At 44.9% G+C, this 11,953-nt stretch carries 15 protein-coding genes; 7 read left to right on the top strand and 8 right to left on the bottom strand.

All coding sequences use genetic code 11. The features are described 5' to 3' along the window. Nucleotides 1-8 precede the first annotated feature (8 nt). Nucleotides 9-347: an MGMT family protein gene (locus H595_RS0113120; RefSeq protein ID WP_027671624.1), complete on the top strand. Its 339-nt coding sequence runs from the start codon at nt 9-11 to the stop codon at nt 345-347. Here H595_RS0113120 and H595_RS0113115 read toward each other — a convergent pair. From H595_RS0113115 to H595_RS0113105, 3 genes are read right to left on the bottom strand one after another with little or no spacing between them, the layout of a single operon-like run. Beyond that, nucleotides 344-634, bottom strand: coding sequence for a hypothetical protein (locus H595_RS0113115; protein WP_027671623.1), 291 nt, complete (start codon nt 632-634; stop codon nt 344-346). The genes H595_RS0113120 and H595_RS0113115 overlap by 4 nt on opposite strands. Beyond that, nucleotides 631-1,149: a hypothetical protein gene (locus tag H595_RS0113110; RefSeq protein WP_027671622.1), complete on the bottom strand. Its 519-nt coding sequence runs from the start codon at nt 1,147-1,149 to the stop codon at nt 631-633. Before H595_RS0113110 ends, H595_RS0113115 begins: the two co-directional genes overlap by 4 nt. Nucleotides 1,150-1,183: 34 nt before the next feature. Next, nucleotides 1,184-1,441, bottom strand: coding sequence for a hypothetical protein (locus tag H595_RS0113105; protein WP_027671621.1), 258 nt, complete (start codon nt 1,439-1,441; stop codon nt 1,184-1,186). Between the two features lie 139 nt (nt 1,442-1,580). On the opposite strand from H595_RS0113105, the gene H595_RS0113100 reads away from it, so the two are divergent. Together H595_RS0113100 and H595_RS0113095 are read left to right on the top strand one after the other, a co-directional pair. Next, nucleotides 1,581-2,162, top strand: a complete 582-nt coding sequence (locus H595_RS0113100) for an acyl carrier protein phosphodiesterase (protein ID WP_027671620.1) — start codon at nt 1,581-1,583, stop codon at nt 2,160-2,162. Nucleotides 2,163-2,278: 116 nt separating this feature from the next. After that, nucleotides 2,279-2,980, top strand: a complete 702-nt coding sequence (locus H595_RS0113095) for a YebC/PmpR family DNA-binding transcriptional regulator (RefSeq protein ID WP_027671619.1) — start codon at nt 2,279-2,281, stop codon at nt 2,978-2,980. 65 nt (nt 2,981-3,045) lie between these two features. Here the strand turns inward: H595_RS0113095 and H595_RS0113090 are convergent, their stop codons facing one another. Together H595_RS0113090 and H595_RS0113085 are read right to left on the bottom strand one after the other, a co-directional pair. Continuing rightward, entirely contained in the window at nt 3,046-5,229 is a 2,184-nt protein-coding gene (locus H595_RS0113090; RefSeq protein WP_051219887.1) for a M3 family metallopeptidase, read from the bottom strand. Between the two features lie 225 nt (nt 5,230-5,454). Then, nucleotides 5,455-5,838 (bottom strand): cytochrome b562, encoded by a 384-nt coding sequence (locus H595_RS0113085; RefSeq protein WP_037054771.1) that lies wholly within the window; start codon nt 5,836-5,838, stop codon nt 5,455-5,457. Between the two features lie 163 nt (nt 5,839-6,001). Here H595_RS0113085 and H595_RS0113080 point away from each other — a divergent pair, with 163 nt between their 5' ends. Next, entirely contained in the window at nt 6,002-7,201 is a 1,200-nt protein-coding gene (locus H595_RS0113080; RefSeq protein ID WP_027671616.1) for a dipeptidase, read from the top strand. 211 nt (nt 7,202-7,412) lie between these two features. On the opposite strand, the gene H595_RS0113075 is transcribed toward H595_RS0113080, so the two are convergent. Continuing rightward, nucleotides 7,413-8,120, bottom strand: coding sequence for a DUF445 domain-containing protein (locus H595_RS0113075; RefSeq protein ID WP_027671615.1), 708 nt, complete (start codon nt 8,118-8,120; stop codon nt 7,413-7,415). Between the two features lie 219 nt (nt 8,121-8,339). On the opposite strand from H595_RS0113075, the gene yjjX reads away from it, so the two are divergent. Continuing rightward, entirely contained in the window at nt 8,340-8,870 is a 531-nt protein-coding gene (gene yjjX, locus H595_RS0113070; protein ID WP_027671614.1) for an inosine/xanthosine triphosphatase, read from the top strand. 57 nt (nt 8,871-8,927) lie between these two features. On the opposite strand, the gene H595_RS0113065 is transcribed toward yjjX, so the two are convergent. Beyond that, the gene (locus tag H595_RS0113065) at nt 8,928-9,113 is read right to left on the bottom strand and encodes a hypothetical protein (protein ID WP_027671613.1); all 186 of its coding nucleotides are present in this window, start codon (nt 9,111-9,113) and stop codon (nt 8,928-8,930) included. 243 nt (nt 9,114-9,356) lie between these two features. On the opposite strand from H595_RS0113065, the gene H595_RS22320 reads away from it, so the two are divergent. Continuing rightward, a complete protein-coding gene (locus H595_RS22320) occupies nt 9,357-10,340 on the top strand; it encodes a metal-dependent hydrolase (protein WP_051219886.1) in 984 nt (327 codons plus the stop codon). A gap of 66 nt (nt 10,341-10,406) precedes the next feature. Here the strand turns inward: H595_RS22320 and H595_RS22315 are convergent, their stop codons facing one another. Beyond that, nucleotides 10,407-11,615, bottom strand: coding sequence for a hypothetical protein (locus tag H595_RS22315; protein WP_205623225.1), 1,209 nt, complete (start codon nt 11,613-11,615; stop codon nt 10,407-10,409). Between the two features lie 108 nt (nt 11,616-11,723). Between H595_RS22315 and H595_RS0113045 the strand changes: the two genes are divergently transcribed. Continuing rightward, the coding region (locus tag H595_RS0113045) for a helix-turn-helix domain-containing protein (protein ID WP_037054653.1) at nt 11,724-11,953 on the top strand (230 nt) is incomplete at its 3' end.

The following is an 11,953-nucleotide window of genomic DNA, read 5'->3' as shown; positions in this document are numbered from 1 at the left end:
TATAGTGTGTGAGCGAATCAAAATATCAACGTATCTGGCAAACTGCACTGCAAATTCCTGCGGGTAAAGTAGCCAGTTATGGACAAATAGCTGATTTGGCCGGTTTACCCGGCCGCGCTCGACTGGTTGGTAAAGCCTTAGGGTATGCTCCTAAAGAGCTAGAAGTACCTTGGTTTAGAATATTGCGAAGTGACCGGCGTCTGGCTTTTGCACCTGGATCTGAAACGGCAGAAGAACAACGCCAGCAGCTATTAATTGAAGGCGTTATCTTAAAAAACTACCGGGCTAAGCCGCAGGATGTATGGCAGCCGGATTTAGGTGAACTGCTGTTTAAATTAAACTATTAAACGCGATTTAAACGGCTTTTCGAACGCAGTATGGCTTCTTGCTCAAATTCTTCCATGTACTCAGCCAAATCGCCTTTCCACTGTTCATCAACTCGATTCGCTTCGTCCTTAAGTAAACCGACCTCAAGTTGATCCCGCCTTACCAAAAGCTGGTGCGCCCTACTATGCATCTCAAGCTCAACTTCAGCTTGAATTTGACTAATAGACCGTAATAATCGCAGTTTTCTATATGAGGTTAACGCCACAAAATTGAGCACTAAAATAAACAAAACACATAGGGCCATCATTGTGTGAGCTCCGTTAAATAGGATTTTCTTTCCCTTAATTCTGCTAGCCAGAAATACATTATCAAGGGTATCAAAATCAAATTAAGTGCAGGAACAGTATTGCGATAAACAGCAGACAGCATATCTGTTTCTAAAACATACCTATCTATAAATCGAATGCTTTGCAACATCGTGAAAAGTAAAAAAGAAAACCCGACTAAATGCGCCACACTACTTACGTTTTGCTTTAATAACTTGTGAAACTTAAATAAAAAATACAATGCTACGCAATCTACAAAAGCAAAACCACCATACCATGCAAGCTTATTAAGCAATCCATCGCCAGACGATATCTCTAACAAAACAGGCGATAGAGCTGACATTATTCCGCTAGCGAGAGCCAACACCAATAAACTAATAACAACAGACGAAACCTTACGCTCAAACACTACCGCGATCAGTAATAGAATAAAGTTGGATAAAAAAACAAACTTTCCCATTGCAAACATAACGCTTTGTATATAATTCAAATCCATAGTGCCGTCCCGCAGATTGCGTATAACAAATGTATTAACTACCTTTAGGTGGTTCAACACCCATTCCATTCGTTAATAATGAAACACCATCTTCTTGTGTAGGCGAGTTAGTAGCAAGTAAAGCTCTAGCCTGCTCGCTTATCTGAACAGAATCACCTTGTAAAGAAGATACCGCAGTATTTGGTAATTGCGTTTGAGCAGATACCGCTGGCTGTTGTGCTACTGCCGCCTTCTCCTGAGCGTATAGTTGTAACTGTGCTGCGCTGTTATTGTTAATATTACCAATTGACATTACGAACTCCTTAAACCGATTTAGTATTTCCAATATATTAGGAGAGCATAGTATTAATTTCTAGCAGGGAAACCGTGTTAAATTTGACAAAAAAATGATATTTACGCAAAAAACGGTTTAAACGTTAAGAGGAAGCAATTTGAATTACTTAGCGCATACTGCGCTGGCTCAGCCAAATCATTTTTCTTTAGTGGGTAACTTACTAGGCGACTTTTGCAAAGGTACTGCACTCACTACCTTGCCACCACCTATATTAGCAGGATTAAAAAATCATCGTGCCGTCGATGTTTTCACCGACAGCCACCCAAGTGTACGTGATGCAAAAAAGGTTTTTTCTCCGTCGCGTCGCCGCTTTGCCGGCATTGCCTTAGATGTGCTTTTTGACCACTTTTTAATATGTCATTGGACGCTTTTTTACGATCAGCCTTTTAGCGAATACAAGCAGCAGCTTTATACCAATTTGGCCGCAGCGGAGCATCTTATGCCCGCCTCAATGACATTAACAATGCGCAGTGTTCGTCAGCACGACTGGTTTCTCAGTTACCAGCAACTTACCGGGCTTGGCCACGCACTCGACCGTATTGCGTCAAGTATTCGTTTTAATAATCAGTTTGCCGGTATTATCGAAGAAATTAAGCCGAATTATGCCCTGTTAGAGCAAGTCTTTTTGCAGTTTTATCCGCAACTGCAACAGCATGTCGTCGTAATGGCGCTGGAATAATCGCTAATACACACCTATACGATAGAATTATCATGGCTTTTGTTGCGTTAAAAGCCTGCAATTAGCTAGACTAGCGCACTGTTCGTTTTGATAGCTAAATATACAGGAGCGCAAGCATGGGCGCACAATGGAAAGCCAAACATAAAATGGATGCGGCTAATGCCAAAGGCCGCATTTTTACCAAACTGGCAAAAGAGATTGCCGTCGCCGCACGTAATGGTGCCGACCCAGACATGAACGCCAAATTGCGCTCTGCGATTGAAGCGGCGAAAAAAGCCTCGATGCCTAAAGACACCCTCGAGCGGGCAATTAAAAAAGGCGCAGGCCTTTTAGACGGCCCGGCAAACTATGAAACCGTTGTCTATGAAGGTTTTGCACCACATCAGGTGCCGGTTATCGTTGAATGTTTAACAGACAATAAAAACCGCAGCGCGATGAGCATTCGTCAGCTATTTCGTAAAGGCCAGTTGGCAACATCGGGTGCTGTATCCTGGGACTTTAAACACTTGGGTCAGATTGAAGCTGAGCCAGTAACCGCAGATGCTGACGTTGAACTTGCCGCCATTGAAGCCGGTGCTCAGGATTTTGAAGCGGGCGAAGATAACGAAGTGGTATTTTTAACTGAAGCAACGGATCTGGATTTAGTGGCAAAAGCCCTGCCAGAGTTTGGTTATAACGTGCTAACCGCCAAATTGGTCTATCGCGCCAATAACCCGGTGTCGCTGGGTGATGCTGAGCGAGCTGAAGTTGAAGCCTTTTTAGATGCCATAGATGCTGATGACGACGTGCAAAACGTCTATGTAGGTTTAGGCGAATAAGCCAACATCAACCTAAATTAAGTAAAAAGGGCACTATAAGTGCCCTTTTCTTTAGCTGTTTGAAACTACTGTTCAGATGGCAACGGGAAACCGCGATCGCGCATCAGGGCTTCAATTTTAGCATCACGGCCACGGAACGCACGGTAAGCCTCTTCTGGATCTAAGGCGTTACGCACACTAAACAAATACTCAACCAGTTTTGCTGCGACGTCTTTATCGTAAAATCCACCGGGTGCCTGCGCAAAGGCTTCAGCTGCATCTGACGTCAGCACTTCCGCCCACATATAACCGTAATACGCTGCGGCATAGCCTTCGCCCGAGAAGACATGACCAAACTGCGGCGTACGATGGCGCATTACCACCTGGCTTGGCATGCCCATAGCCGCTAACGTGTCCCGTTCAAATGCATCGGGGTCAATACCTTTAGGATCGTCCAGCATATGCAATTTCAGGTCAATAATGGCAGAAGCCAGATACTCGGTAGTTTTAAACCCTTCATTAAAGGTCGCGGCGTTTTTAATTTTAGCAACCAGTTCAGCTGGCATGGCTTCACCGGTTTTATGATGCACCAAAAACTGATTGATCACTTCATCGGTAAGCAACCAACGTTCAAGTAACTGCGACTGGAATTCAGTATAGTCACGCACGCCCCCGTTTAATGTTGGATACGTCACGTTTGACGATAAAGCATGTAGTGCGTGACCAAATTCATGGAAGTAGGTTTCTGCATCATCCCACGAAATAAGCACAGCCTCACCAGGCGCACCCTTAATGAAGTTAGAGTTATTGGACGACAACACGTTTTTAACCCCATCATACTTACTATAACCACGATAACTCGTGGCCCAGGCGCCTGAACGTTTGCCAGTGCGGGCAAATGGATCTAAGTACCACAAACCAATGTGTTTACCCGTGGTTTTATCGGTAACTTCCCACACTTTAACGTCTTGATGAAATACCGGCACACTGCCTTCTGCAACTGGGGTAAAGTTAAAATTAAATAAACGCCCGGCAACATAAAACATGGCTTCACGTAGCTTATCCAGCTGTAGGTACTGCTTCACTTCGTCAGAGTTTAAATCGTATTTGGCTTTACGCACTTGCTCGGCATAAAAGCGGTAATCCCAGGGCTCAATGCTAATATCGTCACCCTGTTGCTTGGCTAAGGCTTGCATATCAGCCACTTCTTCCTGAACCCGGGCAATAGCCGCTGGCCATACTGACATCATTAAATCCATGGCGCGTTGTGGCGTTTTTGCCATACGATCTTGCAAGCGCCAGGTAGCGTAGTTATCAAAGCCAAGCAAACCAACGCGTTCATCACGCAGCGCCAGAATTTCTGCGATCAGTGCATTGTTATCGTGTTCATCAGCGTTGTCACCACGGCTGTAATAGGTATTCCAAACCTGCTTACGCAATTCACGCTCAGTGGAATAGGTTAAAAAGGGATCCATCGACGAACGTGTATTGGTTATCGCATACATGCCTTCTTTACCGCGGCTGGTTGCAGCAGCAGCCGCCGCTTTTACCAATGAATCGGGTAACCCACCCAGCTGCTCAGCATTTAGATACAGGACATAGCCTTCCTCATCCGCCAATACATTGTTAGAAAACTTCGTATATAGCTGCGCCAAACGCTGGTTTATGTCGGCATAGCGTTTTTTCTGCTCTTCGTTCAAGGTTGCGCCATTATTAGCAAAGCCCAGATAGACCAACTTAGTTAAACGCTGTTGCTCGCTCGTCAATGACTGCATTTGCTCTGAGTGGTAAACTGCAGCGATACGCTTAAACAACGCTTCGTTTTGCGTAATTTTTGACGAGAACTCAGACAGCTTTGGCGCCATTTCGCGCTGAATCGCTCTGAACTCTTCTGATGACTGGTTTGAACTCCAGATACCGTAATAAGTAAACACACGATCTAATGCTGCACCAACACCTTCTAACGCAACTATCGTATTCTCGAAGCTCGCCGCTTCCGGGTTAGCAGTAATCTTATCAATATCAGCAAGGTGCTGGGCCATGCCTGTTTCTAAGGCGGCTGTTAAGTCTGCCAACTTCATCTGATCAAATGCCGGAACGCCCTGATACGGCCCAGTCCAGGGTTGCAATAACGGGTTTTCTTGCTCGCTCTGTGTTGTCTGCTCTGTCGCCACGGTAGACTGTTGTGAGCTAGGGGTAGAATTATCTGTACAGCCCAATAAACTGACGGATACCAGTGCAGTACCCAGCCAAATAGGTATCAATTTCATTCATCACTCCCAATCATTATAATATTAGCAACGTTAAACGCTGCAGCTTGCTGTAGCCCGACATGTGCCAGCTTGTAACATACCAAAGTGCAGGTTAACGTTACTGAATAAAAAAATGCAATAAAATCATAAAAATAGCAATTAACCAGTAAGGGATTTTGACAACCAGGGTGTACACTGCCGCCTACTTACACTGTAAAAACAATACGTTAATTAAATTTTGTTTTAGCCAAACAGTATCTGCCAAAAACTCACTTTGCGTAGCTTGTGATATTCTTTTCGTAGTGCATCAACTTGTTGTAAATGTTGTTTTGCCTGAGGTAAATCGTATTGTTCTGCTGCACTTTTTGCCGCTTTTAGCTCGGTAAGCACCTTGTGTAACCCGGTGGTATATTGCGTGGCTTTATCGTCAGCAAACTTCGCCTCGAGGGCTTGCTGTGTCAGGATAATTAATTCATCCAGTATCGGCACTAAGTCAGCACTTTGTTGAATATCTCTTGTCTGCTTATACTGCAACGCCATGTTTTTCATGGTTTGTTCTAAATCTACTGTCGCCATGGCTGAAAACGTCATACCTAACAAACATATTACGATACAAAAAAAGCGCATTATCCTAATCACCGTTTTGTGCTAAATGGGCACCATTGTAACGCAAAAGTGCGCAACAGACATGACGGCCCCACCGCGCAATAGCCTCAACTGGTCTGACAGCTCTTGCCGTTTTTACTCAAAGCTGGTTTGATAAGGCTTGAACTATAAGAGATAAAATATTATGCAAAAATACACCGCCCTTACGCTGGCGATATTAGGTGCTTCTGGCCTTACAGCCTGCAGCACTACGCCAGCAACTTCCGTAGCTGAGCCGGTTAGCAAGGCACAACAGTTAGCCCAAAAGTACATTATTGTTGATACTCATATTGATGTGCCTTACCGCTTACATAAAGACTGGGAAGACGTTAGCGTTGCCACTAAACGCGGCGAATTTGATTACCCGCGAGCCATTCAGGGCGGGCTGAATGCACCTTTTATGTCTATTTACATTCCCGCATCCTATGAGCGTAACGGCGGTGGTTACCAGCTGGCCAATCAGCTAATTGATAACATGGAAGCGCTGGTTGGCCGCGCACCTGGCAAGTTTGCAATGGCACACGACAGTAAGGATGTCTTAGCACAATTTGGCAGCGGCAAAGTATCGTTGGCATTGGGGATGGAAAATGGCACCCCTATTGAAGGCAAACTGGAAAACTTGCAACACTTTTATCAGCGCGGTATCCGTTACATTACGCTGGCACACTCTGAAAGCAACCACATTGCCGACTCTAGCTATGACATTCGGCGCAAATGGCGCGGTTTAAGTCCGTTTGGTAAAGAGTTAGTTACTGCGATGAACAATATTGGCATGATGATCGATATTTCCCACGTATCCGATGAAGCGTTTTATCAAACAGTGGCGTTGAGCAAAGTACCGGTTATTGCATCACACTCATCGCTGCGCAGCTATACGCCGGGTTTTGAGCGCAATATGGATGATGACATGATCAAAGCACTGGCGAAAAATGGCGGTGTAGTACAAATTAACTTTGGTTCATCCTTCGTTACGGCCATGGCAAACCAATATGGTGCATTGCGTAAAGCCGCAGCCAAACAAGCCGGTGTAGCAGATGATGACGCTTTTGAACTGGCGTTTCGTAAAAAACACCCCTACCCTTTTGCCACGTTAGACACGGTGCTAGATCATATCGATCATGTGGTAAAGCTGGTGGGCATTGATTACGTGGGCATTGGTTCTGATTACGACGGCGTAGGCGACTCACTGCCGGTTGGCTTAAAAGATGTGTCTACCTACCCTAATTTGATTGATGGCTTGCTAAAGCGTGGCTATAGCGAAACCGATATTGAAAAAATATTGTCTGGAAACTTGTTGCGGGTGTGGCGTGCGGTAGAACAATACGCCTTGGCTCAGTCTTTATAGTGGCTCAGTCTTTTTAATAGTAGCGGCCCCTTTTTTTACTGAGTGTGATGCTGATAAATTAAGCAGAATCGGTTTACTCTACACTAACCGTTTAAGCCCTGGACGGGCGAAAACGAGCCCCCATGGATGGGTTTACGGCGTGTTAGTGTGGGCAAACCGATGACAGCTTAAAGCTAAACTCATTAGCTTCCGTACCGCTTTTTGTCTTAGCTTACTGAATAAGCGCCGCCAATAAACCAATCAGCCCACCAAATACCCCGCCCCACACTACCAACCAGCCTAGGTGCTGGCGGATCATTTGCTGAATAATATCCTTTACCAACGCCGGCGTTAGCTCGTTCAACCGCTGCTGAACTATGGTGTCTACCTGAGCACGAATGCCCTCTAATTGCTCTGGCTGGTCTAATTGCGCTAACACCAGCTGGTTAAAGTCATCTGACTGTGACACTTCAACTAACGACAGCTTCAATTTAGCAATAAAAGGCTCTTTCAGAGGGGTTAATGCCGCAGTACCACCAAACATACCCAGCATGCCACCGAAAGAAGATTGCTCAACCACCTTTACCAGTGAGTCAAAGGCAGGCGATAAGTCGGTTTGTTCAATAACCGGCGCAAAATTAAAACCGTGGCTGCGGCTTTGCTGCTTATCCACCAAAAACCTATCAATGTTGTCGCTACTAAAAAACTGTGTCATTACCAGCTGATAAATACCCGTTTTAAATTCTTCAAACCGGGCTGGAATAACACCTGAACCATACAGCAGGGGGACTTTTTCAAACAGCATGTGTATCGCCAGTGCATTAGTTAACGCACCCGACAAGGCAAATAACCCTACGCTTAATATCAGCGGTTGCTGCAAGTACCAACCCAGCAAAGTGACTATCGCAGCCACGCCATTGGTAACGACATTTTTATTCATCTTAGCCCTTAAAAACGAAACGTGATTATGCTGCTGATTCTAAACAGCCAGCTCCATTGCGGCAAGCGTAAGCTTCTATCGGTTGGCCATAGCGGTTATGCTAGCACGGTAGGTGTTTAATCTGTGCCAGCTGCCAAATAACAATTTAGTCAGTAACAGTTTAGTGAAAACAGTTTAGTGAATAACAGCGAAGTCAGTAAAAGTTAAGCGAGTGACCAAATGAAAGTGATTGTAGCTTCAGCAAATCCGGCAAAAATTGCCGCAGTACATAGTGCGTTATCGCTTGTGTGGCCAGATAAACAGATTAATTGCACAGGCGTAAGTACGGTATCTGGCGTTGCCGCGCAACCGATGAATAGTGAAGAAACGTTGCAAGGTGCGTTAAACCGCCTGCATGCCATATCCGACGCACAACAGCATGCACACTACCATGCCGACTACTACGTTGCTATTGAAGCCGGTTTAGATGGCGACTGCAGCTTTGCCTGGGTAGCCATATCAAATAATGATCGCATTAGCAAAACGCGCTCAGCCAGCTTACCCATTCCGCCTGCAGCACTTTATGCAATACAGCAAGGCGAGGAACTTGGTGATGTAATGGACCGCATGTTCAACCAACACAATGTGAAACAACAAGGTGGCGCAATTGCCATGTTAACCAACCATCTGCTAACCCGCTCAGGCGTTTACCACCAAGCCATTATTCTGGCAATGATCCCGTTTATACAACCACAGCTTTTTAACGTTTAAATACAACGCAAAGAGTTAAAACTGATTTTGTGCCTGGGTTTAAAACGGGTTAAACACTTAGTTATACCCTAACACGGCACAGTGCGCGACATCGCTATCATGCCTGGCAGACGACTGCTTTTGACTAGCCGAACGCGACCAAGCCAGGCTCAATGCTTTGCGTTCCTGTTCTGTTAAATCATCCGTTTTTTGTTGTTCATAAAAAGTATGTTGTTGCTGACGAGTTTGCTTTGCCGTACTCATAAAAATTCCTGCCTTATTTTTCTATGCGGAGTCAGTGCGCACTATCAGCACCCTGCCCGTGATTACAACGTAAGCATAGACTATTGAATCTGAGCAGCAGCTGAACTGGCAAAGATAATAAGCCGTAAGTATAACAATTTGGCAACGTACGCCAGTATAATGGTAATCATCAGATAAGTTGGCTTGATAAATAACGTGTAAATAGTTGGCCTGTTATTACCCTATAAATCAGTGGAGCAAGTCTTGGATTCATTAACACAAGTTGTATTGGGCGCCTCGGTAGCGGCGGTATGCGTGCCTCAAGTCGCTAAACGTAAAGCCGCCATAATAGGTGCAGTATTAGGCACTTTGCCGGATTTAGATGTGCTAATAAATTACGGCGATGCGGTTGCAAACTTCACCTATCATCGCGGTTTTAGTCACTCACTTTTTGTCTTGTTTCCGTTCGCCATTTTGCTGTGGGCCCTGCTTAAAAAAACCTATCAGCCCGTTAAAGATGCGCCAATGCCGTGGTTTTTTGCCATCACACTGGCACTTATTACGCACCCCCTATTAGATGCGCATACGGCTTATGGCACACAATTATTTTGGCCCATGACGTCGCCACCAATATCGTGGAGTACTATTTTCATCATAGACCCACTGTATACCCTGCCTTTATTAATTGGCACACTGCTGATACTTATCAAGCCAGATAAAACCTGGGCAAGTAGAACCTTAATATCAGGCATAGTTATAAGCACCGGCTATTTAGCCTGGACCTGGAGTGCAAAACTTGCCGTTGATAACCATGTACAAGCCTCATTAGAGAACCCCGCAAGCGCTATATTTAGCACGCCAACGGCGTTTAACTCATTATTGTGGCGCGTGGTTGTTTTGCATGACGACCATTACCAGCAAGGATTTTACTCATTGCTGCAGCCAGCAAAACCCATTCAGTTTGAGTCGTTTGATTTAAACAAAGCCTTATTAAATCAAACACAAAACATCGCAGCCGTGCAGCGATTAACCTGGTTTACGCACGGTTTTATTAAAACCACAATCATTGACGATCACGTGGTTATCTCAGATTTAAGAATGGGCACAGAAGGTAATTATGTGTTTAATCATGCCGTTGCTAAAATAGAGCATCCGCATATTAGCGAAATTGAGAGCCTGTTACTGCCCTATAACATTAACCCGGCAAACTTGGCATTTATCTGGGACACACTGACCCAAAAGCATTAAAGCAGCACAAGCTGAATCCATCAAAATAATGATTCAGTTTTTACAGTGTGCTGCTATTGTTTGATACTACAAATAAGCGCGATTAAAGGACTCTTTTGACTGTTGCAAATACTGCCGTGCTTTTTGAGCATGGCTTTCCCACAACTGTTTGTCTCCACTTTCAGTAAACGGGTTTTGTGCACTGTTAACCGAGCGTTCGAAGCGGTCGTAGTACGTTAACATGGCAGATGTAATTTGATTAAACTGATCTTTATAGCTTTGTGTTTGCTCTAATTGCTCGGAGGTTTTTAACACAAAACGCACCAGCTCAGTATTATTGCCATCGTTCAAATAACTATTGGCTTTAAGGCTAATATTGCCGGCAACTTCTTGCATTAACTTTTGCCGTACTACTTCGTCTTTACTTAATGCCCGGCTCACCGTTTCCTGCGAGCGCGCCATACTGGCATGCTGCAAGGTATCACGTAGTTGTTTATCTAAACTACGGCGAAAACCATCAATATTTCGCTGAATACTCAACAACTCTGCTTCTAATGCCGCTACCTGCTGTAACTCTTTTTCCAGTTCAGCCAAAAAACGCTCGGCATCCTGATAAATTTTAAGGCCGTTTTGCTCGGCAAACTTTCGGTCTGCCCGGCTTAACCCGGCATCGCTGTAACTTGATTTATCAAAACTGGTTGCCAGAAACGACTTAAACGGCTCGGCAAAGGCCGAATATGCCCCACCACTCACTACATTTAGTGTCGCGGTTGCTAAATCACCAAACGGCTTTAGCATCGAGTTTAACCGCGCTTGTTGCAATGGCGTGGTTACCCGCTTTGCATCACTAACAATGCTACGAAAACTGGCATAGGCCATAGGGTTGGCCATGCGGTTTCTCTCAGAGCCTGCCAACACCAGTGCGTTACCCGAATACAACGCATTGGCATATTCAAGATGCTGGCGCTGCAGTTCTAACTGTAAGGCATAATTAACGCCCAGCGTACGAAATGATTCGGCCTGCAGGTCAATATTCTGATCTTGCCGCAATTTGTCTAAAATGCCACTGACAATGCGTTGCTCGTTTTTTTGTAAAGCAGTGGCAAGTAAAATACGCTCAAGCTGAATGTCATCTATGTCTATCTGGCCGTTTATCGCCTCTATATCTAAGCGTAAAAACCGTTTAGCCGGGTCATCAATAGATACCCGGTGAGCTTTGTATCCTTGCTCACCGCCGCTATGCTCAATTAAGGCAACCGGCTGCCATAACGCATTAATAGAGGGTAAATCTGACACCAGCTGTCACCGGCAATGTAAAACTGACCCACTAACGACAATTTAAAATTGACCCACCTGAGGCAAAATTACCGCCGACATTAATTGAATTAAGGCGGTGTAATTTTAATGCTGACTCAGGAGTTATTAGTGGAAATCCATGTGTTGCACCGACAAGGCCAAAGCATTCGTGCTATCGCCAAAACATTACATGTATCACGCAATACTGTTCGTAAGTATCTGCGGGATATTGCTAAAACGCCAGCCTATAGTGAACGTGCTGATCGGGCTTCAAAACTTGACCCCTTCAAGACGTATCTGATGGAACGGATTGCTGCGGCTAAGCCGGATTGGATACC

Origin of the sequence: Rheinheimera baltica DSM 14885 (assembly GCF_000425345.1) — a bacterium.
GTDB classification, from domain to species: domain Bacteria; phylum Pseudomonadota; class Gammaproteobacteria; order Enterobacterales; family Alteromonadaceae; genus Alishewanella; species Alishewanella baltica.
Note: the sequence above shows the minus strand (reverse complement) of the source record. Positions and strands in the feature narration are given on the sequence as shown.

Excerpts from the sequence above, each read along its gene's own strand:
- H595_RS0113115 (WP_027671623.1), bottom strand. The coding sequence starts at position 634 with ATGATGGCCCTATGTGTTTTGTTTATTTTAGTGCTCAATTTTGTGGCG.
- H595_RS0113110 (WP_027671622.1), bottom strand. The coding sequence starts at position 1,149 with ATGGATTTGAATTATATACAAAGCGTTATGTTTGCAATGGGAAAGTTT.
- H595_RS0113105 (WP_027671621.1), bottom strand. The coding sequence starts at position 1,441 with ATGTCAATTGGTAATATTAACAATAACAGCGCAGCACAGTTACAACTA.
- H595_RS0113095 (WP_027671619.1), top strand. The coding sequence starts at position 2,279 with ATGGGCGCACAATGGAAAGCCAAACATAAAATGGATGCGGCTAATGCC.
- H595_RS0113090 (WP_051219887.1), bottom strand. The coding sequence starts at position 5,229 with ATGAAATTGATACCTATTTGGCTGGGTACTGCACTGGTATCCGTCAGT.
- H595_RS0113085 (WP_037054771.1), bottom strand. The coding sequence starts at position 5,838 with ATGCGCTTTTTTTGTATCGTAATATGTTTGTTAGGTATGACGTTTTCA.
- H595_RS0113080 (WP_027671616.1), top strand. The coding sequence starts at position 6,002 with ATGCAAAAATACACCGCCCTTACGCTGGCGATATTAGGTGCTTCTGGC.
- H595_RS0113075 (WP_027671615.1), bottom strand. The coding sequence starts at position 8,120 with ATGAATAAAAATGTCGTTACCAATGGCGTGGCTGCGATAGTCACTTTG.
- yjjX (WP_027671614.1), top strand. The coding sequence starts at position 8,340 with ATGAAAGTGATTGTAGCTTCAGCAAATCCGGCAAAAATTGCCGCAGTA.
- H595_RS0113065 (WP_027671613.1), bottom strand. The coding sequence starts at position 9,113 with ATGAGTACGGCAAAGCAAACTCGTCAGCAACAACATACTTTTTATGAA.